Here is a 23,053-nt window from a genome sequence, read left to right as displayed (position 1 = left end):
GCCGAAGGAAACGCACGCTTTCCAAACCCGCACCAGAACAAGGAGATGTACCCATGAACAGAGCCGGACAGCTATTGAAACGAACCATTCCCACGGTTGCCGGGACCATAGCGGCCGGCTTGCTGCTTGCCGGTTGCGGCGGTGCCACGGTCAACCAGGCAGCCGCCGCCCCAGGCGCAGCGGAGGCACCCTGCGGAACCGTCAACGTGGCACTCAACGCCTGGGTGGGATATACGGCGAACGCGGCCGTTTACAGCTACGTGGCGAAGAACAAGCTCGGCTGCACCGTGGTGCAAAAGGACATTTCAGAACAGATTTCCTGGCAAGGCTTCGGTTCCGGCGAAGTGGACGTGATCATGGAAAACTGGGGCCACGACGATCTTGCGAAACAGTACATCACCGAGCAGGCTGTCGCCGTTGACGCGGGGCCTACAGGCAACTCAGGAAAGATCGGCTGGTACGTACCGCCGTGGATGGCAGAAAAGTACCCTGATATCACGGACAGCCAGAACCTGAACAAATACGCCTCGCTCCTGACAACGTCCGAATCAGGAGGCAAGGGCCAACTCCTGGATGGCGATCCAGCCTTTGTCACCAATGACGAGGCCCTGGTCAAGAACCTCGGTCTTGACTACAAGGTGGTCTTCTCCGGTTCGGAGGCGGCGCTGATCCAGTCATTCCGCACGGCAGAGAAGAACAAGACGCCGATGCTGGGGTATTTCTACGATCCGCAGTGGTTCCTCGCCGAGGTTCCACTGGTAAAAGTCAACCTGCCGAAATGGACCGAGGGCTGCGATGCGGATCCGGAGAAAGTGGCGTGTGACTACCCTGATTACAAGCTGAACAAGATCATCTCGAAGAAGTTCGCGGACAGTGGCTCACCGGCGGCCAAGCTGGCGAAGTCCTTCACCTGGACCAACGAAGACCAGAATTCGGTGGCCACGGACATCCAGGCCGGCAGCACGCCGGAAGCCGCTGCCCAGAAGTGGGTGGAGGCCCACCCGCAGGCGGTGGAGGCGTGGCTCAAATAAAGGCCCTTGTCCGGGCCGCTCCCTCTAGCTCGCGGGCTTCGTCGCCTGGCCGTCGAGCCAGAGCACGTCCGACTCGTCGCTGTGCGCGCCGGTGGCCCCCACATGCTTCAGGCCGATGTCGGGTCCTTTCTTGATGACATGGACGAGTGCCATGCCATGGCCGCGCCCCAGCCCGTAGTCCTTCTTCAGCCAGTCGAGGATCGCGCCGGCCTTCACTGACGCGTCAGCGAAGCCCTTCTGCTGGGCGATCTCAAGGAGCTGGCGGGGGGTCAGGCCGGTCTTGTCCTCGATCGTGTCGAGGTACGCCTGGAATGACATTCGTGGCTTCCTTTCAGCGGAGGGCGTCCCTTGGACACTCTAAGGAGCACGTTCCGTTACCGCCAGAGTCTCCCGGCCGAAATTCAGGCGCAATCAGCCCCCGGGTCCCACCCCTTCGATGCCGCCGACGGAACGACTACGCTCGGAATCATGACGCAGACGTGGGAGCCAGGTCAGGCCGGTGTGCTCAGTCTTCCCTCCGGGCGGACCATCCGGGGCCGGGCCCTGCTGGCGCCGTTTCCAGCAGGGCCAGGGCCCGAGTTCGGACTCTACCTGCTGGGCAAACGTCCGCGGCCGGTGGACTGGGCGTCGCGCTGGGTCCGCTGGCGGGACCTGCGCTTGCCCGCTGATGACCTCGACGCCATGGACGCCTTCAAGGAGGCCTGGCGCCGCGCCGAAACCGAGCGTGTTGAGGTCGCCTGCTGGGGCGGCCGCGGCCGCACCGGCACCGCCCTCGCCTGCATCGCTGTCCTTGACGGTGTCCCGCCCTCCGGGGCCGTCGCCTTCGTGCGGCAGCATTACCGCCGGGGCGCAGTGGAGACGCCCTGGCAGCGGAGCTACGTCGCGCGCTTCCGTGCACCGGGCGAATGACCGGCACATTGACTCACGACCCGCATACGCGCTCAGGCCATCGGCGTGAGCACGGCAATCTGGTACCCCACGGGTCCGTCGATGAGCTGGTAGCAAAGGTGCTCACGCGGACGGCCGTCGTAGGTCCACGCGACGTCGGCCCAGACCAGGTCGGGGCGTCAAGGGCGAGGCAACGGTGCCGTCCGGCGCCGGCTGTCACCGAGACCCTGGAAATACGTCACGCGATTGGGTCTTTTTGATTGCCTTGGCGCGGCCTACCGTGGGACGCAAGGAGCCGCCCAGCCCGGGCGACCGAAACCGCGAGGACCTTCCGATGACGACGCACGTAGCCGACTGCAGCGTAACCAACTGCTCCTTCAACGACCATTCCGCCTGTAATGCCGCCGCCATCACCGTCGGCGGCGCCGAAGATCATGCCTCCTGCGCCACCTTCATCGATATCGGCGTCCACGGCGGCCTGCCCAAGGTGCTGGCCGACGTCGGAGCCTGCCAGCGCTCCGAATGCACGCATAATGACCATCTGATGTGCAAGGCCCCCGAAGTGCATGTCGGTCCCGGCGTCGACAACGCCGATTGCCTGACCTACGCACACAGGTAGGGTCACACAGCGGGAGAGCCGGGTCCCGGCGGGCCGGCGGACTACCGCGTCGTGAGCGACGACGGCTCCGTGGAGTACCGTTTCGCCGCCCGGAAAATGGAGCTCGACCACTGGTCCATCGCGGACATGTCCATTTGCCGCCTCGACGCCGGCGCATGTTCCGACATGTCCAGGCCACGGGCTGAAGAAGGGACATGTCCCCCGGGGGAGGGGCTTGAGCTGGATGCCCTGCGCTTCATCACGGAATTCCGGGACACCCTGGGAATCCGCGAGGAGATGCTCCCGGTCTATCTCGAGGAAATCAGCAGCACGCTTGCCAGCCACGCGTACAAGCAGTGGATGGGGCAGCCGTCGGCCGCGGAGCTGGCAGCCGGAGTGACCCGCGGGGCCGACGTCGCCGTCGACTTCCAGACCATCGAGCGCAGCATGACCGAGGGCCACCCCTGCTTCGTGGCCAACAACGGCCGGCTGGGCTTCGGGATCGCCGACTACCGCGCCTTCGCACCCGAAGCCGGCGCCCGTGCAGCTGGAGTGGATTGCGGTCCACCGGAGCAGAGCCGTCTTCACAGCCAGCGAGGGGCTGGGCTTCCGCGGCCATCTGGAGGCCGAACTGGGGGCGCCTGCCCTCTCCTACTTTGACGCCGAACTCGGCGTCCTGGGCCTGGATCCGGCGGAATACTTCCTGATGCCGGTCCACCCGTGGCAGTGGGACAACAAGCTCACCGTGACGTTTGCCGCCGAAATAGCGCAGCAGCACATCGTCCATCTGGGGATCGGAGCGGACAGCTACCAGGCCCAGCAGTCCATCCGGACGTTTTTCAACACCGTCTCGCCGGAGAAGTGTTACGTCAAGACGGCGATGTCGGTGCTGAATATGGGGTTCATGCGGGGGCTGTCGCCGCAGTACATGAAGGCCACTCCAGCCATCAACGACTGGCTCGGCGAGCTGATCCTCAACGACGAAGCCCTGCAAAAGCGCGGGCTCAAGGTCATCCGGGAAGTCGCCGCCATCGGGTACCACAACGGCTACTACGAGGCGGCGGCAGTCAAGGATTCGCCGTACCGGAAGATGCTGTCCGCGCTCTGGCGGGAAAGCCCCCTGCCGTTGCTGGAACAAGGGCAGCAACTGACCACCATGGCGTCACTCCTGCACGTTGATGCTGCAGGCAGGCCGATGGTGTCGGCGCTGATCGAACAGTCCGGGCTGGCACCTGCGGAGTGGTTGCGCCGGTACTTTGAGGCCTACCTCGTCCCGCTGGCGCACTGTCTTTACCGATACGAACTGGCCTTCATGCCGCACGGAGAGAACGTGATCCTGGTGCTGGAAAACGGGGTTCCCGTCAGTGCCGTCATGAAAGACATTGCCGAGGAAATCGTGGTCATGGGCGACCGGCTGGACCTGCCGGAGGAGATCTCACGGATCAAGGTCGACATCGCCGACCATGAGAAGGTCCTGGCCATCTTCACCGATGTCTTCGACTGCATCTTCAGGTTCCTCAGCGCCCTGCTGGAGGAAGACGGCCAGCTCAGCGGCGAGGAGTTCTGGCGCACTGCCGCGGCCGTCCTCCGGGAATACCAGGCGGAGCACCCCGAACTTCAGGAGCAGATCGCCCGGCATGAGCTGTTCGCACCGGATTTCGAGCTGTCCTGCCTGAACCGGCTGCAGCTGCGCAACAACCAGCAGATGCTGGACCTCACGGACCCGTCCGGCGGCCTGCAGATGGCCGGCCGGCTGCGGAACCCGCTGGCCCGCTTCGCCTGACACGGACGCACAGGCTCTCGACGCGCAGTCTGCCTCTCGGTTCAGGTTCGTGACGAGGCGCTCCCGGCCAGCTACCCCTGCGTCAGCCGGTACCGCTCGATCTGCTTGAGCCGCCGCAGCAGGCTGTCCCGGCGGGGGTGCGGGACGGCGTCGGCCGGTTCCGCGGTGAGGTCGATGTGTTCGGTGCCGTACTGCCAGAGCAGCAGGTCATCCAGCAGCCGGTCCGGGCCGGGGGAGTAGCGGTGGTCCAGGGCCTTGCGGACCTCGGTGATCCGGTTGGCGTTGAGCAGCCCCGCGAGCTGGACGGTCTGGTTGAGGCCGTGGGCGGCCATGAGTTCGGCGGCCCAGCCCCAGTCGTCGTCGACCTTCCGGTCCACGTGCGGCAGCAGTGTCCGCCAGACGTCCCGGATCCGGTTCGGGGTGAGCTGCGCGGCGCCCTCGCCGTCCAGGTCCCAGTAGCTGCGGACCTCCTCGTAGCGTTCGTGCAGGTCAGCGAACGCGCCCTCCACCGTTTCCAGCATCGCGGCCGTGGCGGTGAACTGGCGGTCGAAGTGCGGCGTCCAGGCGCGCGGGTCCTCGGCCTTGAAGCGGATGTCGTGCTCGATCTCGCTCCAGGCGTGCGCGAACACGGTGCGGATCTGGCATTCGAAGAAGTAGCTGCCGTTCGGCGGGACCTCCGGATTGAAGGCCTGCTGGTACTCCTTGACCGCCTCGTTCTGGATGGTGCGCAGGATCAGGTGCCGGCTGGAGTAGCCGTAGGTCCCGGATTCGATCGAGCCGATGTCCTTCTCGCGGTCGCCGCGGCAGTCAAAGAGCTGGCGCTGGCGCTTGATCAGGTTGGCCACCACGGCGTTTTCCGCCGGCAGCTTGGTGATCACGCGGATGCCCACCATGTCATTGAGCGTCCGGAACGGGTCCGGAAATTTCAGCACCGGGGGGCCGCCAGGTTCCAGGGGCTCCTCGGTGCGGGAGATCTTCTCGCGGAAGGATTCCACCGTCTTGGTGCGGCCGGTGACGAACAGCGGCGTCACTTCGGTGCCCTTGAGCATGGTCCGCAGCGTGAGCAGGACCTCGCGCGTCACCAGCTTCAGGGCAGGGCGGAGCCGCTCGTAGAGTTCCACGTTTTCCTGCACGGATTCGCGCAGGCTCGGGTCCAGCCGATCCCAGTTGCTCGCCATGGGTCCAGCTTACGGCGGAGGTACGACGGCGGCGGAGGTGACACCCCGCGGCCGCCCGTCTCGCGAACATCGCGCACCGCGCCGTGATCACGAAGCCAGCCCCGCCGTGCCCAAGGTAGGCTCTTGCACATGGCTGATGTGCGGCGTCGGGCTTTCATCGCGGCCGCAGCGACGGTGACGTTGGGGGCAATCTCCGCCGCCTGTTCACCGGGCCCTAAGGAGGACACTGTGAAGCGGCACAAGTACAGCTACGGCGATGACCCGAGCCAGTGGGGCGAGCTTTTCCTGCCGGAGGTGGCCGCGCCCAAGGGGCTGGTGGTGGTCATCCACGGCGGTTACTGGCGTTCCCAGTACGGCGCCGAGCTCGGTGAGCCGCTGGCCAGGGACCTTGCGGCGCACGGCATGGCCGCCTGGAACCTCGAGTACCGCCGTGCCGGCAACGGCGGCGGCTGGCCTCACACGTTTTCCGACGTGCTGGCCGGGATCGACAAACTGCGTGAGGTCGCCGGCGAGCACAGCCTCGGGCTGGACAGGGTTGTCGCCCTGGGGCACTCCGCCGGCGGGCACCTGGCTGTCTGGGCGGCCGGCCGTGACCGACTCGGCCAGATCGGCGCCCCGGATGCGGACCGCCAGCTGCTCCGCAGGGACGACGGCGCGGTGCGGCTCACCGGCGTCGTCAGCCAGTCGGGGGTGCTGAACCTGGCCTCGGCCGAGCGGCTGAACCTCAGCAACGGCGCGGTCAGCAACCTGCTGGGCGGCTCCTCTGAGAAATACCCCAAGCGGCATAAATATGCGGACCCGATGAGTGCGGTGCCCCTGAACGTCCCGGTCTACGCGGTCCACGGGACCGAAGACGACACGGTCCCGATGAGCCAGTCCGAGACGTATGCCGCAGCGGCGAAATCCGCGGGGGCGCCCGTCCAGCTCCTCAAGGTTCCGGGTGACCACTTCGCGCTGATCGACCCGAAGGCGGCCGCCTACCGGAAATGCCGCGAGCTTGTGCAGTTGCTGCTGGCCTGAACGGCCCGGCGGGCGCTGTTCCGGCCTTCAACGAGTGATATCGAGTGATAGCGTGACGCGTATGCACGTTGAAGTTCCCGCAGTCCTGCGCGCCCTGGCGGCGGGCTTCACAAAGTTCATCAGAGCGTTCGCGCCACGCCACCCGGCGCAGGTGATCGTGCTGGGTTTCGCCGGTGCGGTCGCGGCGGGAACCGGGTTGCTCCTGCTTCCGGTGGCCAAGGCCGGCGGAGGCGGCGCCACTTTCCTGGAGGCATTGTTCACCGTCACCTCTTCGGTGTGCGTGACAGGCCTCATTACCGTTGATACTCCGGTCTTCTGGAGCGGCTTCGGCCAGGTGGTCATCCTGGTGCTGATCCAGATCGGCGGCTTCGGCGTGATGTCCTTCGGCGCCCTGCTCGGGGTGCTGACCGCGCGCCGGCTCGGCCTGAAGTCCAGGCTCTCAGCAGCCGCCGAAACCAAAAGTGACGGAGTGGGCGATGTCCGCCGGGTGCTGCTCGGCGTGCTCCTGATCAGCCTGGCAGTTGAGGCCGGCTTGGCCCTCATCCTGACGGCCCGGTTCATGGCCGGCTACGGCTACCCGCTCGGTGAGGCCCTGTGGCACGGCGTATTCCACTCCGTTTCCTCCTTCAACAACGCCGGGTTCGCACTGTACTCCGACAACCTGATGGGTTTCGTCGGCGACGCGTGGCTGTGCCTGCCGATAGCCGCCGCCGTGATCATCGGCGGGCTCGGGTTCCCGGTCCTCTTTGAACTGGGCCGCCAGTACCGGCGTCCGATCCACTGGAGCATGAACACCAAACTCGTCCTGGTGGGTTCAGCCGTCCTGCTGGGAGGCGGCACCGTCTTCCTCACCGCCGTCGAATGGTCCAACCCCGCGACGCTCGGCGGCCTTCATCCTGCGGAGCGCGTGCTGGCAGGTTTTTTCCAGTCCGTCATTACCCGGACTGCAGGCTTCAACAGTATTGACATAGCGCAGATGCGCCCCGTCTCCTGGATGGGGATGGACATCCTGATGTTCATCGGCGGCGGCCCGGCCGGTACCGCCGGCGGCCTGAAGATCACCACGTTCGCCGTGCTGTTCTTCATCCTCTCCACCGAGCTGCAGGGTGGCACGGCCGTGAACGTCTTCGGCAAGCGGCTGTCCCGGGCGGTGCACCGCCAGGCCATCACCGTGGTCCTGCTGGCGATCGCGCTCGTCACCGGGTCGACGATGTTCCTGATGATGATCACGGACTTCGGGCAGGAGCGGATCCTGTTCGAGGTCGTCTCCGCCTTCGCCACCGTCGGACTGTCCACGGGCATCACCGCCGGGATCCCTCCTGCCGGTCAGCTGGTGCTGATTCTGCTGATGTTCGTCGGAAGGCTGGGCCCGGTCACGCTGGGCGCCGCCCTGGCCCTCCGTGAACGCCCCATGCTTTACGAGTACCCCAAGGAAAGGCCGCTCATTGGCTAGGAATATCTTCTCCACGCGCCCCGCTGGCACCATCGCCAAGGCGTCATCCGTGGTGGTCATCGGCCTGGGCCGCTTCGGCGGTTCGCTGGCGCTGGAGCTGGAAGCCCAGGGTACCGAGGTGCTGGGCATCGACGCCAACGAGGAGATTGTGCAGTCCTTCAACGGCCGGTTGACCCATGTGGTCAAGGCCGATTCCACCAAGGAGGAAGTGCTCCGCCAGCTCTCGGTCCACGAGTTTGACCGGGCCGTGGTGGGCATCGGCTCGGACCTTGAGGCCAGTATCCTCACGACGTCGAGGATTCTGAAGTTCCGCCGTCCGCAGATCTGGGCCAAGGCCATCAGCGAACCCCATGCCGAAATCCTCGGCCAGCTCGGCGTCGAACACGTCATCCGCCCGGAACATGACATGGGAAAGCGCGTCGCCCACTTGGTCCTCGGCTCGATCCTTGACTACGTGGAGTTCGAGGACGACTTCGTGATGATCAGGACCAGCCCGCCCGCCAGCGTCCGCGATCGCCCGCTCGGCGTGCTCGGACTCCGGGAGAAGTACGGTGTCACGATCGTGGCAGTCAAGCGCCCCGGCGGGACGTGGGGCCACACGACGGCGCAGACCGTCCTCTACGACGACGACCAGATCATCGTCCAGGGCAGCAAGGCGAAAGCCGAACGGTTCAGCACCATGCCCTGACCCCCTAGACTGGATGCAGGTGCGCCGGGAAGTCTGGTCGGCATAGTTCTGTCGACCCAACTTTTAGGACCCCGCATGAGCACCACACCGCGTTCCACACCGTCTCCCGTCCCGCCGCGTTCCACCATCTTCGGCCGCGGCAGCTACGCCGAATCCCTGCGGATCGGGGAGATCCTCCGTAAGGAAACAGTGGGCGGCGCCCTGCTGGTGGCGGCGGCCGTGATCGCCCTGATCTGGGCCAACTCGCCGGCGTCCGGCGGCTACTTTGCCCTCCGGGACTTTAAGATCGGCTACGAGCCCTGGCACCTGGAACTGAGCCTGGGGGCCTGGGCCGCCGATGGGCTGCTTGCCATCTTCTTCTTCCTGGTCGGGCTCGAGCTGAAGCGGGAGTTCGTGGCAGGGGACCTGCGGCAGCTGAACAAGTCAATCGTTCCCATCGCCGCGGCAGTCGGCGGAGTGGTTGTCCCGGCGCTCATCTACGCCGCGGTCAACCTCGCCAGCCCGGAGACCCTCCGCGGCTGGGCCATTCCCACGGCCACCGACATCGCCTTCGCCGTCGCGGTCCTGGCCATCATCGGTTCGCACCTGCCGAGTGCCCTGCGCATTTTCCTGCTGACCCTCGCCGTCGTCGATGATCTGCTCGCGATCAGCATCATCGCGGTGTTCTACACGAGTGAACTGCACCCGATGCCGCTGCTGCTGGCGCTGATCCCGCTGGGCCTCTACACCTTCCTGGCGCAGAAGTACCGGCGCTTCTTCGGGACCAAGCCCGCTGCGGCCTGGCTGATCCTGCTGCCCCTCGGCGCGGCCACGTGGGCGTTGGTTCACGCCTCCGGCATCCACGCCACGGTGGCCGGCGTCCTGCTCGGTTTCGCCATCCCGGTGATCCGTTCCAAGGCCAGCGGCGGACCGGAAGCCGGACCTGGCCTGGCGGAGGTATTCGAGCACAGGTTCCGGCCGATCTCCGCCGGAGTGGCCGTTCCGATCTTCGCCTTCTTCTCGGCCGGCGTCGCGGTGGGCGGCTGGGAAGGGCTCGGTTCGGCGCTGACGGATCCCGTGGCCATCGGCATCATTCTTGCCCTCGTTCTGGGCAAGCCGGCCGGCATCCTCGGAATCACCTGGCTGCTCACCAAGGTCACAAGGGCGCGGCTGGATGATTCGTTCAAATGGATCGACGTCTTCGGAGTCGCGCTCCTGGCCGGCATCGGCTTCACGGTGTCGCTGTTGGTTGCAGAGCTGAGCTTCGGCCAGGGCAGCAGCCACGACGACCACGCCAAGGTGGGGATCCTCGCGGCGTCCCTGCTGGCCGCACTGCTGGCCGCCGTGGTGTTGCGGACCCGGAACCGGCAGTACCGGAAGGCAGAGGAAGACGAGAAAATCGACTCCGACCATGACGGCATCCCGGACGTCTACCAGCAGAACAGCTCTCAGGGATAGCCCGGGTGGCCGCTCCGCCCCGTGCGGACGCGGGAGGCTTGCATCCTGCCGTCCAGGTCTTCTGCCGCCCCACTCCGGGGCTTGTATTCATACCCTCGGGGGTATCATGGGTGTAGAGAGTCGCCGGGTTTCCGGCACCGCGAAAGGACAACCATGACGAGCATCTCCGTCAAAGAACTGGCAGCTATGGGACAGGACGCCGCAATCGTCGACGTCCGCGAGGATGACGAGTACGCGGAGGTCCGGGTGGCAGGCACCAGGAGCATCCCGCTTTCCCGCTTCGCGCAGTCCCTGGCCGAGGTTCCTGCCAGCGGCACCGTCTACGTGATGTGTGCAGCCGGCGGCCGGAGCGCCCAGGCTGCCGCCTACCTCGAGGACCAGGGATACGACGCCGTCAACGTCGCCGGCGGCATCAACGAGTGGCAGCTCGACGGCCTCCCGGTCGTTCGCCGCTGAGCAGACCCGCTGAGCAGACCCGCAGGAGTGGACCATGGATGTCATTGTCATCGAGACCCGGCAACTGGGGAACCGCAGCTACCTCGTCCATGACGGTTCGGTGGCGCTGGTCATAGATCCGCAACGGGACACGGACCGGGTCGAAGCGGCCGCCCGGGACGCCGGGGTGACCATCACGCACGTGGCCGAGACCCATCTGCACAACGACTACCTCACCGGGGGCTTCGAGCTGGCGAAGGCGCACGGCGCGAGCTACCTCGTGAACGCCGCGGACCCCGTGAAGTTCGAGCGCCAGCCGATCACGGACGGCCAGACCGTCCGGGTGGGTTCGCTCACGGTCAAGGCCGTCGCCACGCCGGGGCACACGCACACGCACCTTTCCTTCATCGTGGACGACGGCGTGAAACAGGCCGTCTTCTCGGGCGGCAGCCTGCTCTACGGCTCGGTCGGCCGCACGGACCTCGTTGCGGCCGCCGACACCATCGGTCTCACCCGCGAGCAGTACTCCTCGGTGCGGCGCCTGGTCCAGGAGGCCGCAGCGGACGCTGCCCTCTTTCCGACCCACGGCTTCGGCTCCTTCTGCTCCTCCGGTCCGGCCAGCGGTGCGGGATCCTCGACCATCGGCGAGCAGTTGACCACGAACCACGCCCTCACGGACCCGGATGAGGACCACTTTGTCCGCGAACTCCTGGCCAACCTCACGGCCTACCCGTCCTACTACGCCCACATGGCCGTGACCAATGCCGGCGGCCCCGGCCCGGCGGAGTTGGCCGTGCCGGAATCGCTCGACCCCGCGGAGCTCACCCGGCGCCTGGCGAACGGCGAGTGGGTGGTGGACCTGCGGCGCCGCGTGGCATTTGCCAGCAACCACCTGCAGGGCAGCGTGAGCTTCGAGTACGGCAACAGCTTCAGTACCTACCTGGGCTGGATCCTGCCGTGGCAGGAGCCCCTGACTCTGGTCGGACCGCACGAGGACGTGGAGCACGCCATCCGCGACCTCTCCCGGATCGGAATCGACTCCCCGGACGCCGCCGTCGGCACTGACCCGCACACGCTGGCACCCCGGACCGCCGTCGCCTCCTATCCGCGGGTGGGCTGGGACGGCGTGCTCGCGGGCCGAAATCCAGCAGACACCGTCCTGGATGTACGCCGGGCCGACGAATACGCCGCGTCGCGGGTTGCCGGCGCCGTGAACGCCCCGCTCCATGAACTGCTGCCGCGCCTGGACGCACTGCCCGCGGGGAAGCTGTGGGTGCACTGCGCCTCCGGGTACCGGGCCGGCATTGCCGCCAGCCTCCTTCACCGCGCCGGCAGGGACGTGGTCCACATCGACGCCCGGTTCGGCGACGCCGGGGCCGCCGGCGTCCCGATGGACATGTCCCACGCGCACCGCGGCTGAGCGAACTGCGGAGCCGGCGAAACACAGGGGCGCCGGGCCGCGTTCTCTGGCAGAGTATGACCATGCTCACAGTAATCGGCGAGGGCCTTGTTGACGTGGTCCAGCAATCCTCCGGTAGCCAGGCCCACGTGGGCGGAAGTCCCCTCAACGTCGCGGTGGGCTTGGCCCGGCTGGGCCATCCGGTGCAGTTCATCGGCCGCTACGGCCGGGACGCCTACGGCGAAGCGCTGGCGGCGCACCTCAAGACCAGCTCCGTGCTGCTCCCGTGGGGGCCCGATAAGCTGCCTACCAGCGTGGCCACCGCCCTGATCGACGACGACGGCGCCGCCGGCTACACCTTCGACCTCGCATGGGAGCTGCCCGGCCTCGCGGACCGGCTGCCGTTCATGCTGCAGGGCACCACCTTGCTGCACACCGGCTCGATCGCCACGATGCTGTCGCCCGGTGCCGCGGAAGTGCTGGCCGCCGTCGAGCATGCCCATCCCTCGGCCACCATCAGCTTCGATCCCAACTGCCGGCCCAGCATCATCACGGACGTGGACTACGCCCGCCGGCAAACCGAAAAATTCGTCACCCTCGCGGACGTGGTCAAGGCCTCGGATGAGGACCTCGAATGGCTCTATCCTGGTGAGGATCCGCTGGATTCAGCCCGCCGCTGGCTGTCGCTGGGCGGCTCGGAAGGCCCGGCCATGGTGGTGGTGACACGCGGCGCGGAAGGGCCCTGGGGTGTCAACGCTTCCGGCGAAGCGCACTGCCCCGCTCCCGCGGTGACCGTGGCGGACACGGTGGGCGCCGGGGATTCCTTCATGGCGGCGCTGCTGTCCGGCGTGGTGGATCTGGGCCTGGACGGGGCCCAGAACCGCAAGGACCTCCGGGAGCTCTCCGCCGGAAGCCTCCGCGAACTCCTGTCCCACGCAGCGTGGGCGGCCGCGGTGACGGTCTCCCGCGCCGGCGCGAATCCGCCTACCCGGGCGGAACTGAACCGGATGGAACTGGGGGCGCAGGCTCCGCTTCCCGCGGATTCCGAGTCCGCCGATCCGGAAAGTGCCGATCCCCCAACAATTGAAAGGCAGCCATGACACGCCAGGACGCCCCGACCTTCCACGTCAGCAGCGAGTCGTTCCAGGACGGCGCGACCCTTCCGCCGGCCCAGCGCAGCGGCAAGATGCGCGCCGGCGGGCAGGACGAGTCCCCGCAGCTGGGCTGGAGCGGCGCCCCGGCCGGAACCCGGAGCTACGCCGTGACCATGTTCGACCCGGATGCCCCGGGCCGCGGCGGCTTCTGGCACTGGGCCGTGCTGGACCTTCCGGCCGAGGTCACCTCGCTGCCGGCGGGGGCGGGCGCGGAGGGCGGCCGGCTGCTCCCGCCGGGGGTCAAGCAGTTGAAGAACGACGCCGGTTTCCACGGCTATCTGGGGGCCGCGCCGCCGCCCGGCCACGGCCCGCACCGCTACATCGTCACCATCCATGCCCTCGACGTGGAGCACTCCGGACTGGAGGCGGGCACCTCCCCGGCCAGCCTCGAATCCAGGCTCGCGCGGCATACCCTGGCCCGGGCCACCCTCACCGGAATCTTCGAACGCCACTAGCTACCTGGGCGGCGCCGGGCCCGTGGTGGCCTCCCGCCGCCCGCCCCGTTTCGACGCACTCACCCCTCCCGCGCCCCGAAATCGCCGGAGGCCTGCGGATTCGCCGTAAGCCTCCGGCGAATCCGCAAGCCTCCGGCGAAGTCGACGCCGCCCGCCCCGCCCGCGCCGCCCACGTAGACTGGCAGTATGCGGCTGGTAGCAAGTGACATTGACGGAACGATTCTCGGCCACGACGGCAAGATCAGCGACCGCACCGTGCGCGCGTTCCATGCCTGCCGCGAAGCCGGTGTCGTACTCGTGTTCGTTACGGGACGCCCGCCTCGCTGGCTGCGCCCGCTGCAGGACCGGCTGGGGCACACGGGGACCGTCATCTGCTCCAACGGCGCCGTCGTCTGGGACCTCGAAGCGGACCGCATGGTCTCGGCCCGGGCCCTGGAGCTCGACGCCGTGTTCGAGGCCCGCCGCATCATCCAGCGCCTCCGCCCCTCGGCACTGTTCGCCGCCGAGACCCTGACCGGCTTCCACCTGGAGCCGGGGTTCATCGAGAACGGCTCCAGCGAGCTGCTCGCCGAGTTCACCCCGGCGCCGCTGCACAGCACCCTCACCGCGTCGGACGCGGTGGTGAAGTTCCTCGCCGTTGTCCGGGAGGGCACCGCCGACGAGTTCCTCGCCGAAGTGTCGCCGGCTGTCGCGCACCTGGCCGCGGCCACGCACTCGGCGCCGAACATCGCCCTCCTGGAACTGTCCCTGCCCGGCGTCAACAAGGCCGTCACGCTCGCCGAATACGCTGCGTCGCTCGGCGTCGAGTCCGGCGACGTGGTGGCCTTCGGGGACATGCCCAACGACATCGAGATGTTGCGCTGGGCCGGCCACGGGTATGCGATGGCCAGCGGCCACCCGGAAGCCATCCGCGCGGCCGGCCAGCAGGCGCCGCACTTCGACGACGACGGCGTGGCCCAGATCCTCGAGGCCAAGCTCGCAGCCCTGGGTGTCCGGCTTCCCTGACCGGACTGCCCGCCGGTGTCCGGTCACCGGATTCCCAGCTTCCGGTCAACTCGCGTTCACCTTGGCCTCCTAGGCTGAGAGCTCGCGACGGATCGTTCAACTGATGGTGGGGAAATTATGGCCAGGTACCGCATTGAAAGCACTTACGAACAGCCACTGCGCAGGGTCGAACCGGACACCCGTTGGAAGAGCCTGCGCCAGGGCGACAGGGTCAGCGTCCGGATGGCTCCCGGCTACGAGACCGGCGGCCTGATCGAGGCCGTCACGGAGGATCACTCGGCTGTCTGGGTAGACCTCGACGGCGGGCGGGGACGCGCGCTGCTGCACTGCAGCGACGGCGTCGAAATCCTCCCGCCCGCCTCCTGACCAGCCTCCTGACCCGGTCACCGCCAGGGGCGCCGGGGCTCCGGTACGCTTCAGGAGTGACGACGTCCCACCCGTATTTTTCCGCCGGCGGAGCCCCCGACGCGCCCCTCGCCATGGCTCACCGCGGCTTCTCCCAGGCCGGCCTGGAAAACTCCATGGTCGCCTTCGGCGCCGCCGTCGAGCTCGGGTTCCGGCACCTGGAGACGGACGTCCACACCACCGCCGACGGCGTGCTGGTGCTGTTCCACGATGCAACATTGGACCGGGTCACGGACGGCAGCGGCCGGATCTCAGAACTGCTGGCGGAGACGGTCGCCCGGGCCCGGATCGGCGGCGCGGAGCCGATCCCGCTGTTTGCGGAACTCATCACGGCCTTTCCGGACGTCCGGCTGAACCTTGATGTCAAGGATTGGAACTCCGTCGACTCCCTGGCCGCGGCGATCGAGCGGTACGGGCTGCATGACCGGGTGCTGATTGCCAGCTTTTCGGACCGCAGGCGCCGCGCCGTGCTGAAGCGGCTCAGCCGTCCGGCCGCGAGCTCTGCGGGAATCGTGTCCACCGGCCTGTTCGTCCTGCTGGGCCCGGTGTTGCCTGGCCCGCTGATGCGGCTGGTCGCGGCGCGTGTGCTCCGCGGCGTTCACGCGCTGCAGGTGCCGGTCAGCTACGGCGCCGTGACCGTGGTGACGCCAGGCTTTGTGCGGCGCGCCCACCGCCACGGCCTGCAGGTGCACGTCTGGACCATCAACGAGCAGGCCGAAATGCACCGGTTGCTGGACCTCGGCGTGGACGGGATCGTCACGGACCGCGCCGACCTGCTCAAAGCGGTGCTGCAGGAACGCGGCGAGTGGCGGCGCTGACGCCCGCGCCTCGATGCAGGCACCGGGCTCCGGCGGACAGCTCCGCCATCAGCGGCGCGAGCTCCTCGACGAGGTCGCGGACGAAGTAGCCCAGCCCTCCCAGCCGGCCGCCGGCACCGGTCCCGCAGCCGGGCTGGCAGGATAGAGCCATGCGCATCCTCATCGCCCCGGACAAATTCAAGGGCTCGCTCACCGCCATCGAAGCCGCCGCCGCCATCGCCGAAGGTGCCTTGCGCGTCTACCCCGACGCCGAGACCGTCCAGTTTCCGATCGCCGACGGCGGCGAGGGAACCCTGGAGGCCGCCGTCGCGGCCGGGTACGAGGAGCGGCTCAACGCCGTCGTCGGCCCCATCCTGGCGCCCATTGGCGCCGCCTGGGCCCTCCGCCTGGATGCGTTCGGCGGCGGCACCGCCGTGATCGAAACCGCGCAGGCATCCGGCCTGGCGCACATGGAGCCGACCCCGGCCAACGCCCTGCGCGCCCACAGCTACGGCTGCGGCCAGCTGATCGCCGCTGCCCTGGATGCCGGCGCCACGGAGATCGTGCTGGGCGTGGGCGGCTCGGCGATGAGCGACGGCGGCAGCGGGGCGCTCCGGGCCCTGGGCCTCAAGCCGCTGGACGCCGCGGGCAACGTGGTGCCCCTGGGCGGCGGCTCGCTGGCAGATGTCGCCTCCGTGGATGTCAGCGGACTCGATCCCCGGCTGGCCGCGGTCAAGTTCCGGATCGCCGTCGACGTGCAGAACCCATTGTTCGGAAGCGACGGAGCGGCGCACGTCTTCGGCCCGCAGAAGGGCGCCGACGAGGACGCCGTGGAGATGCTCGACGCGGGGCTGCGGAACTGGGCCTCGGTGCTGCGCCAGGCCACCGGCCGGGACGTCAACGTTCCGGGGGCCGGGGCGGCGGGCGGATTCCCGGCGTCGTTCCTGGCCTTCAGCAACGCCGCCCTCGAAGGCGGCTTCGAGCTGGTGGCCGGACTCACCGGCCTCGGAGAAAAACTCGCCCAGGCGGACCTCGTCATCACCGGGGAGGGGTCGCTGGATTCGCAGTCGCTCACCGGGAAGGCGCCGATTGCGCTCGCCGACGCCGCCCGGGACCTCGGCATCCCGGTGATCGTGGTGGCCGGCCGCATCCTGGTCACCCCGGAGGACCTGGCGCAGCACGGTGTGGTGGCCGCCGCGCAGCTGCTGGACCTCGCGGGAAGCCCGGACGACGCCGTCGCGAACGCCGCGAAGTACCTCGCCTGGGCCACCAGCCAGGTCCTGGAAGGCGCCTGAGGCCGGCGTTCGCCGTCGGCCGCGAGCTCTGGAAGGCGCGTAGCCACGCGGACACTCATACCGCGGCGGTTGAAGGTTCACCACATCAACATCGTCGATCGCCCGATGATGCGTAAGGCCTGGGCGGCACCATCGTGGGCAACACCATGGAATGGTACGACGTCGGCGTGTTCGGCTACCTCATCACCACCATGGGCCTGGTCTTCCTGCCGGAGGCCGACAAGACCGTGCAGAACCTGTTCCTGCTGGGGACCTTTGCCGCGACCTTCATCGCCCGTCCGCTCGGCGGCGTGTTCTTCGGCTGGCTGGGTGACAAGATCGGCCGGCAGAAGGTGCTGTCCATGACCCTCATGATCATGGCGGCGGCCACGTTCGTCGTCGGCCTGCTCCCGGGGTACTCGGTCCTGGGAATATGGGCTGCCGTGCTGCTGGTGGCGACCAAGCTCGTTCAGGGCTTCTCCACCGGCGGCGAATATGCGGGCGCCACGACGTTTGTCAGTGAACATGCCCCCGACAGCCGCCGCGGCTTCTTTGCCAGCTTCCTTGACCTCGGAAGTTATATGGGCTTCGCCCTCGGCGCTGCTCTGGTTTCCGTGCTGCAGGTCACGCTCGGCCAGCCCGCCATGGAGGGCTGGGGCTGGCGGATCCCCTTCCTGATCGCCGGACCGCTTGGGATCGTGGCCATCTACTTCCGCCTGAAGATTGAGGAGTCTCCCACGTTCCAGGCCACCCTTGACGCACGGACATCAGCGGAGGCTGAAGGGGCGGTCGAGGCCAAGGGTCCGGTGGCAATTATTGCGTCCCACTGGCAAAGCATCCTGTTGGCGATAGTCCTGGTCGCGGCCGCCAACACGGTGGGCTACGCGCTGACATCCTATATGCCGACTTATCTGACCGCGACCAAGGGCTATGACGAATTGCATGGGACGCTGCTGACGATTCCGATCCTCGTCGCGATGGCTGCGGCCATTCCGCTCACCGGCCGGCTCTCGGACCGGATCGGCCGCCGCCCGGTGCTGTGGATCGGTTCGCTCGGGACCGTGATCCTGGCGGTCCCGGCCTTCATGTTTATCGGCGTGGGGGAGATCTGGTCCACCCTCCTGGGGCTGGCTCTCGTCGCGTTTCCGCTGACGTTTTATGTGGCGAATCTGGCCTCGGCGTTGCCGGCGCTGTTCCCCACGGCCAGCCGCTACGGCGCCATGGGCATTGCCTACAATTTCGCCGTCGCCATTTTCGGCGGTACGGCCCCGTTCATCATTGCGGCGCTCATCGCCTCCTCGGGAAATGACATGATGCCTGCCTACTATCTGGTGGGCACCTCCGCGATCGGCGCCGTGGCCGTTTTCTTCATCAGGGAGACTGCCGGACGCCCGTTGCTCGGTTCCACGCCCAGCGTGGATTCGCTGGAGGAGGCCCACGAGCTGGTCGCGAGCCAGGACTCCAACGAGAACCTGGATCTTAGCAAGATGCCCTTCGATCACACCTACGAGTCACCGGCCCAGGCCGACGAGCGGCAGGCCGGCGAGCGGCAGAACAGAGCAGGAGACCGGAAGACCGGCACGCCGGACTAGGGACGCGCCGTAGGACAGCGAGCGTCCGAGCGGACCGGCCCGGCTCAGGTGCCGGTCTCATAGTGCGGCTCGGCCACCGGCTTGGACTCCGGGGAACCCTTCTCGCGGAGGTAAACCGAGGCGCCCACCAGCACGGCTACGGCCAGGAATTCGCTCTGCCAGTTCTGGAAGGACTCGAACCAGAACCGGCTCGTCGCGAGATACCCCAGAACGGTGACCGGCGGTTGCCCGTGGCTTTGCTGCTCTTCGCTGTACGCTTCACTGCCGCCCACCGCGTGAAGGGCGATGGACATGAGGAACAGCAGCAGGAACATGATCGACAGGGAGTGTTCGTAGAGTCTGAGGACCCAGCCGCCGCGCCGCACCGGCCACGGCGTGGCTGACTTGAGGGCCGCATCCCGGGGGTCCGCGTCCTGCGGCGCCGTGCGGCCCATCGGCTTCGACTCCGATGATCCTTTCTGGAAGAGGAACACCGTCAGGATGACGTACATGCCCATCTGCAGGAACTCGGACTCCCAGTTCTCAAAGGTCGCCTCGAGGAATGCCCCGGTCCCGAGGTACTCAAGGACCGAAACGGCTGATTCGCCGTGGGTCACCTGATCCTCGCTGTAGTCGGCGGCCCCGCTGAGGATCATCCCGCCGAAGAAGACGAGGAAGAGTCCGATGTTGGCCAACAGCAGGCCGCGTTCCCTGACCCACTTGCTCATGGTTCCTCCTTGCTCATAGTTCCTCCTGAAGGTGTGCTGCGTTGTGGCTTGCGGTGCTCGTCATGTGATTTCCCGTTTGTTTGCCTGCCGGCGGAGCCTGCCCGGCACAAAGACCAGCAGGATGAGCAGGGCCGCCAGCAGCACCGCCCCGGCGGTGAAGCCCGCCGTCCGCCCCGCCGTGACATCGAAGACCAGCGCGGAGGTGCCGACGCTGAGGAGCGCGACGCCGGCCAGGGCCACCTTGGCTATCCGGTCGGCGCTGGACACCAGGGTGGCCTTGAGGCGCAAGCGGAACAGGCGGCGGTGCACGCTCACCGGCAGCAGGATCAGCGCGGTGGTGAGGGCGGCCAGCGCCACGTTGGCAAGGTAGAGGGTGATCTGGACGTCGTCCAGCGTCTCGAACCTCGACTGGAACGGCAGGGTGAGCAGGAAGCCAGCGAGGATCTGCACTCCCGTCTGCAGCACCCGGAGTTCCTGCAGGAGCTCCATCCAGTTGCGGTCCATTTTTTCCTCGACGGACTCGTTTCGTCCGTGTCTGGTGGACTCTTCTGGACCGGGCACTGGCGCACCTCCGGGTGAATGCGGATCGGACTGCGGGGGCAGTTAACACTCAACCTAGGCTTGAGGCCTGCTAAATTCAAGCTGGTACTAAGTCTGCTGATTATTTTCCGGGTAGGCTGGAACTGTTTACTTCGCTGGGATGGTTTCGAGGGGCCGGTTTCGCGCCGGCGGCCGAGGGCCAGCCCGCGGAACTCGCCCCCGGCAAGGGCCTCCGAGCGGCCGTGGGTCCGGGCACATTTCAAGCAAGGTCATCCAGCAAGTCCGTTTCCACAACGATTCCAACAGCAGGAGGAATGACATGACTCAGGACAACCAGCAGGACCCGATCGAAGAAGCCGGCGGCTATGGAACCCCGACGGCGGAGCAGGAAATGCCCGGCGATGACGCGAAGAAGTTTCGCACAGCCCCGGGAGGACGAGGCGTTCGACGCCGCAGGCCTGAGCCAGGACAGTCCGGACGGTGAGACCTACCCGGCCGGAGCGCTGGACCTCAGCGAGTTCGGCCCAGAAGACCAGGACAGTGCAGGAGAACCCGGAGCCGGACGCTTCGGAGGAACGGAGGAACAAATGAGTTCAGAAAACGCCAGTTCAGAGCCCGGATTCGACGCCGAAGTGCCTTCCTCGGAGGCCGAGATGGATGGTGCCAACACCGAGCAACCCGACGCCTGGCGGCCGTTCTCCTCGGAACCCGGCCAGGACGCCGCGGGGCTGCCCGACGGTTCCGGCGAGGACCTGCCGGAGAGCAAGGCGCCGAAGGGCAGCGGCGACGATGAGGAACCGTTCGACGCCGGCTAAACCGCCGTCGACAAGTCGCTGCCATCGGCGAAAAAGGCCGGCGCCCTGCCACCATCCGGTGGCCCGACGCCGGCCTTTCGCTTGGTTGCTGCTGGCGTTAGCGCCGCTTCTTCGGCGCGCGCTTCGCGGCGGCGTTCGTGGCGGCCCTGACCGCAGCCACCGTCGCGGGCTCCTCGGCTTCCGGCTCCGCGACCGTGCCGCGGGCCTTCGCGATGGCCTTCATGCCGTGGTAGATCACCAGCGCCGCGGCGGAACCCAGTGCGATGCCGGTGAACTTCAGGTCGCCGATGGTCCAGGTGTAGTCCGCGATGCCGACAATAAGCGCGACGGCGGCCGTCGTCAGGTTCACCGGGTTGGCAAAGTTCACCTTGTTCTGGACCCAGATCTTCACGCCGAGGACGCCGATCATGCCGTACAGCATCGTGGCGGCGCCGCCGAGCACACCGGCCGGGACAGTGGCGATGAGTTCGCCGAACTTCGGCGAGAAGCTGAGCACCACGGCGAAGCTGCCAGCCACCCAGTACGCCGCCGTGGAATAGACCTTCGTCGCAGCCATGACGCCGATGTTCTCCGCGTAGGTGGTGGTGCCTGAGCCGCCGCCCAGGCCGGCGAGCACGGTCGCCGCGCCGTCGGCCATCAGCGCGCGTCCGGAGACGCCGTCGAGGTTCTGGCCGGTCATCGCGGACACGGACTTCACATGGCCGATGTTCTCGGCGACCAGCACCAGCACCACCGGGACGAACAGGCCGACGACGCCGAGGTGGAATTCGGGGGTCTGGAAGTGCGGCAGCCCGATCCACGCCGCGCCGTCCATCTTGGAGTAGTCCACTTCGCCGCGGATCATCGCCACGATGTAGCCGACCACCACGCCGACAAGGATGCTCAGCCGGCCCAGGATGCCGCGGAAGAAGACGCTGACGAGGATGATCGTGGCGAGCGTGATCAGGGCCGTGACCGGGGCGGCGTCGAAATTGTTCTTCGCGGCGGGCGCGAGGTTGAGGCCGATCAGCGCCACGATGGCGCCGGTGACGATCGGGGGCATCAGGCGGTTGATCCAGCCCGCCCCGAATTTCTGCACGACGGCGCCGATGATGGCCAGCCCGACGCCGGCCAGCACCACGCCGCCGAGGGCTCCCGGAACGCCGTACTGCTGCTGCGAGGCCATGATCGGGGCGATGAAGGCGAAGCTGGAACCGAGGTAGCTGGGTACCTGGCCCTTGGTGATGACGAGGAACAGCAGGGTCCCGATGCCGGAAAAGAACAGGGTGGTGGCCGGCGGCATGCCGGTGATGATCGGGACCAGGAAGGTGGCGCCGAACATGGCGACGACGTGCTGCATACCGACGCCGATGGTCAGCGGCCAGGCGAGGCGCTCATCCGGCTTGACGACCCCGCCGGGGCGGATGGACCTGCCGTTGCCGTGGAGCTTCCATTTGGTACCGAGCATGCTCATTGCCGGAGCCTTTCAGAGAATGTGTGGCGGGGCGGGAAGGAATCTTCCGGAGCAACTTTACCGCGCCGGTCTTGCCCGCCCGCTCCGGCGGTGCCGCTGTGCCGGACGTCCTGTGTGCCGGACGTCCTGTGTGCTGGACGTCCTGTGTGCTGGACGTCACGGGGCGCCACGGGAAGCAGACTGCATCAGTTGAAGTTGCAACTATGGACAGCACAAACGCCCTGCTCCCAGGCCGGGCAGGCAAGCGAAAGGGACGCGAATGACGATCGCCCATGATGAAGCAGTAATCGACGCCGCCGCGGTGGACGCCATCTTTGCCGAGGCCCGCACGGCCAACGCCTTCACCGGCGAGGTCACCGATGAACAGGCCCGGGCCATCTACGAGCTCACCAAGTTCGGGCCGACCGCCTTTAACTCGCAGCCGCTGCGCGTGAGCTACGTCCGCTCCGCCGAGGCCCGCGCCACCCTCGTCGACGCCCTCTCGAACGGCAACCGTGCCAAGACGGCGTCGGCACCCCTGGTCGCGATCCTCAGCTACGACACCTCCTGGCAGGAGCAGTGGGACAACTTCCTTCCCGGCTTCAACGCCCCCAAGGCCATGTACGACGCCGCCCCGGACCTGGCCGCGGCCACGGGCAACAACAATGCGCATCTGCAGGCCGGCTACTTCATCCTGGCGGTGCGCTCGCTTGGCTTCGCCGCGGGTCCCATGACGGGAGCGGACTTCGCCGCGATTGACGAGGCGTTCTTCCCCGATGGCAGCCAGAAGAGCTTCCTGGTGGTCAACATCGGCCGGCCCGCTGCCGACGCGTGGGGTGCCGCGAAGCCGAAATTCGCCTACGAGGACGTCGTCCGGACGCTCTGACGCCCTGGCCCTGCGCATTTTGTGGATGCAGGGTGCCTCCGGCACGCCGGGACGCAGGGTTCCTCCGGCTCGCCATGACGC

23 protein-coding genes and 2 pseudogenes are annotated in these 23,053 nt (G+C 67.4%); 19 read left to right on the top strand and 6 right to left on the bottom strand.

Annotation, left to right across the window (positions count from 1 at the left end; all coding sequences use genetic code 11):
* The first annotated feature begins 53 nt into the window (after nucleotides 1–53).
* Nucleotides 54–1,031 carry an ABC transporter substrate-binding protein gene (locus tag ACVWZ8_RS07330; protein WP_456504243.1) on the top strand — a complete coding sequence of 326 codons (978 nt, stop codon included), beginning with the start codon at nucleotides 54–56 and terminating at the stop codon, nucleotides 1,029–1,031.
* Nucleotides 1,032–1,055: 24 nt separating this feature from the next.
* On the opposite strand, the gene ACVWZ8_RS07325 is transcribed toward ACVWZ8_RS07330, so the two are convergent.
* Nucleotides 1,056–1,349, bottom strand: a complete 294-nt coding sequence (locus ACVWZ8_RS07325; RefSeq protein WP_456504242.1) for a DUF4287 domain-containing protein — start codon at nucleotides 1,347–1,349, stop codon at nucleotides 1,056–1,058.
* Between the two features lie 150 nt (nucleotides 1,350–1,499).
* On the opposite strand from ACVWZ8_RS07325, the gene ACVWZ8_RS07320 reads away from it, so the two are divergent.
* From ACVWZ8_RS07320 to ACVWZ8_RS07310, 3 genes and pseudogenes are all read left to right on the top strand, one after another.
* Nucleotides 1,500–1,940: a protein-tyrosine phosphatase family protein gene (locus ACVWZ8_RS07320; RefSeq protein WP_456504241.1), complete on the top strand. Its 441-nt coding sequence runs from the start codon at nucleotides 1,500–1,502 to the stop codon at nucleotides 1,938–1,940.
* 313 nt (nucleotides 1,941–2,253) lie between these two features.
* The gene (locus tag ACVWZ8_RS07315) at nucleotides 2,254–2,538 is read left to right on the top strand and encodes a DUF1540 domain-containing protein (RefSeq protein WP_354238685.1); all 285 of its coding nucleotides are present in this window, start codon (nucleotides 2,254–2,256) and stop codon (nucleotides 2,536–2,538) included.
* A 36-nt stretch (nucleotides 2,539–2,574) separates the two neighbouring features.
* Nucleotides 2,575–4,300: pseudogene (locus ACVWZ8_RS07310) on the top strand (IucA/IucC family protein); the annotation flags it as partial.
* Between the two features lie 71 nt (nucleotides 4,301–4,371).
* On the opposite strand, the gene ACVWZ8_RS07305 reads toward ACVWZ8_RS07310, so the two are convergent.
* Nucleotides 4,372–5,478, bottom strand: a complete 1,107-nt coding sequence (locus ACVWZ8_RS07305; protein WP_426975523.1) for a GTP pyrophosphokinase — start codon at nucleotides 5,476–5,478, stop codon at nucleotides 4,372–4,374.
* Nucleotides 5,479–5,706: 228 nt separating this feature from the next.
* Here ACVWZ8_RS07305 and ACVWZ8_RS07300 point away from each other — a divergent pair, with 228 nt between their 5' ends.
* The 11 genes from ACVWZ8_RS07300 to ACVWZ8_RS07250 all read left to right on the top strand — a co-directional run bounded on the left by ACVWZ8_RS07300 (nucleotide 5,707) and on the right by ACVWZ8_RS07250 (nucleotide 15,747).
* Nucleotides 5,707–6,498 carry an alpha/beta hydrolase gene (locus ACVWZ8_RS07300; protein WP_354238681.1) on the top strand — a complete coding sequence of 264 codons (792 nt, stop codon included), beginning with the start codon at nucleotides 5,707–5,709 and terminating at the stop codon, nucleotides 6,496–6,498.
* 61 nt (nucleotides 6,499–6,559) lie between these two features.
* The gene (locus ACVWZ8_RS07295; protein WP_456504240.1) at nucleotides 6,560–7,951 is read left to right on the top strand and encodes a TrkH family potassium uptake protein; all 1,392 of its coding nucleotides are present in this window, start codon (nucleotides 6,560–6,562) and stop codon (nucleotides 7,949–7,951) included.
* The gene (locus ACVWZ8_RS07290; protein ID WP_426975527.1) at nucleotides 7,944–8,639 is read left to right on the top strand and encodes a potassium channel family protein; all 696 of its coding nucleotides are present in this window, start codon (nucleotides 7,944–7,946) and stop codon (nucleotides 8,637–8,639) included. The genes ACVWZ8_RS07295 and ACVWZ8_RS07290 overlap by 8 nt, the downstream gene beginning before the upstream one ends.
* A gap of 75 nt (nucleotides 8,640–8,714) precedes the next feature.
* Nucleotides 8,715–10,076, top strand: coding sequence for a Na+/H+ antiporter NhaA (gene nhaA / locus ACVWZ8_RS07285; RefSeq protein ID WP_456504239.1), 1,362 nt, complete (start codon nucleotides 8,715–8,717; stop codon nucleotides 10,074–10,076).
* Nucleotides 10,077–10,229: 153 nt separating this feature from the next.
* Nucleotides 10,230–10,532: a rhodanese-like domain-containing protein gene (locus ACVWZ8_RS07280; protein ID WP_456504238.1), complete on the top strand. Its 303-nt coding sequence runs from the start codon at nucleotides 10,230–10,232 to the stop codon at nucleotides 10,530–10,532.
* A gap of 34 nt (nucleotides 10,533–10,566) precedes the next feature.
* Nucleotides 10,567–11,931, top strand: a complete 1,365-nt coding sequence (locus ACVWZ8_RS07275) for an MBL fold metallo-hydrolase (RefSeq protein WP_426975531.1) — start codon at nucleotides 10,567–10,569, stop codon at nucleotides 11,929–11,931.
* A gap of 62 nt (nucleotides 11,932–11,993) precedes the next feature.
* Entirely contained in the window at nucleotides 11,994–13,010 is a 1,017-nt protein-coding gene (locus ACVWZ8_RS07270; protein WP_426975533.1) for a carbohydrate kinase family protein, read from the top strand.
* Nucleotides 13,007–13,519: a YbhB/YbcL family Raf kinase inhibitor-like protein gene (locus tag ACVWZ8_RS07265; protein WP_426975534.1), complete on the top strand. Its 513-nt coding sequence runs from the start codon at nucleotides 13,007–13,009 to the stop codon at nucleotides 13,517–13,519. The genes ACVWZ8_RS07270 and ACVWZ8_RS07265 overlap by 4 nt, the downstream gene beginning before the upstream one ends.
* Nucleotides 13,520–13,705: 186 nt before the next feature.
* A complete protein-coding gene (locus ACVWZ8_RS07260; protein ID WP_456504237.1) occupies nucleotides 13,706–14,524 on the top strand; it encodes an HAD family hydrolase in 819 nt (272 codons plus the stop codon).
* 117 nt (nucleotides 14,525–14,641) lie between these two features.
* The gene (locus ACVWZ8_RS07255; RefSeq protein ID WP_456504236.1) at nucleotides 14,642–14,890 is read left to right on the top strand and encodes a hypothetical protein; all 249 of its coding nucleotides are present in this window, start codon (nucleotides 14,642–14,644) and stop codon (nucleotides 14,888–14,890) included.
* Nucleotides 14,891–14,946: 56 nt separating this feature from the next.
* Nucleotides 14,947–15,747, top strand: a complete 801-nt coding sequence (locus ACVWZ8_RS07250) for a glycerophosphodiester phosphodiesterase (RefSeq protein ID WP_456504235.1) — start codon at nucleotides 14,947–14,949, stop codon at nucleotides 15,745–15,747.
* Here the strand turns inward: ACVWZ8_RS07250 and ACVWZ8_RS07245 are convergent.
* Entirely contained in the window at nucleotides 15,707–15,898 is a 192-nt protein-coding gene (locus ACVWZ8_RS07245; RefSeq protein WP_456504234.1) for a hypothetical protein, read from the bottom strand. The two genes, ACVWZ8_RS07250 and ACVWZ8_RS07245, sit on opposite strands and share 41 nt — an antisense overlap.
* Here ACVWZ8_RS07245 and ACVWZ8_RS07240 point away from each other — a divergent pair.
* The gene (locus ACVWZ8_RS07240; RefSeq protein ID WP_456504233.1) at nucleotides 15,897–17,021 is read left to right on the top strand and encodes a glycerate kinase; all 1,125 of its coding nucleotides are present in this window, start codon (nucleotides 15,897–15,899) and stop codon (nucleotides 17,019–17,021) included. The genes ACVWZ8_RS07245 and ACVWZ8_RS07240 overlap by 2 nt on opposite strands.
* Before the next feature lie 57 nt (nucleotides 17,022–17,078).
* Nucleotides 17,079–18,592 (top strand): annotated as a pseudogene (locus ACVWZ8_RS07235) (MFS transporter).
* Nucleotides 18,593–18,636: 44 nt separating this feature from the next.
* Here the strand turns inward: ACVWZ8_RS07235 and ACVWZ8_RS07230 are convergent.
* Nucleotides 18,637–19,299, bottom strand: coding sequence for a DUF6766 family protein (locus ACVWZ8_RS07230; RefSeq protein ID WP_456504232.1), 663 nt, complete (start codon nucleotides 19,297–19,299; stop codon nucleotides 18,637–18,639).
* 60 nt (nucleotides 19,300–19,359) lie between these two features.
* On the bottom strand, nucleotides 19,360–19,860 hold the full coding sequence (locus tag ACVWZ8_RS07225; protein WP_456504231.1) for a DUF6328 family protein: 501 nt from the start codon (nucleotides 19,858–19,860) through the stop codon (nucleotides 19,360–19,362).
* 380 nt (nucleotides 19,861–20,240) lie between these two features.
* On the opposite strand from ACVWZ8_RS07225, the gene ACVWZ8_RS07220 reads away from it, so the two are divergent.
* Nucleotides 20,241–20,654 carry a hypothetical protein gene (locus tag ACVWZ8_RS07220; protein WP_456504230.1) on the top strand — a complete coding sequence of 138 codons (414 nt, stop codon included), beginning with the start codon at nucleotides 20,241–20,243 and terminating at the stop codon, nucleotides 20,652–20,654.
* A gap of 97 nt (nucleotides 20,655–20,751) precedes the next feature.
* Here the strand turns inward: ACVWZ8_RS07220 and ACVWZ8_RS07215 are convergent, their stop codons facing one another.
* A complete protein-coding gene (locus ACVWZ8_RS07215) occupies nucleotides 20,752–22,107 on the bottom strand; it encodes a uracil-xanthine permease family protein (protein ID WP_426975543.1) in 1,356 nt (451 codons plus the stop codon).
* A gap of 259 nt (nucleotides 22,108–22,366) precedes the next feature.
* On the opposite strand from ACVWZ8_RS07215, the gene ACVWZ8_RS07210 reads away from it, so the two are divergent.
* Nucleotides 22,367–22,972 (top strand): malonic semialdehyde reductase, encoded by a 606-nt coding sequence (locus tag ACVWZ8_RS07210; protein ID WP_426975544.1) that lies wholly within the window; start codon nucleotides 22,367–22,369, stop codon nucleotides 22,970–22,972.
* Nucleotides 22,973–23,053: the final 81 nt, after the last annotated feature.

The sequence above is a fragment of the Arthrobacter sp. UYCu723 genome (genome assembly GCF_054059215.1).
Note: the sequence above shows the minus strand (reverse complement) of the source record. Positions and strands in the feature narration are given on the sequence as shown.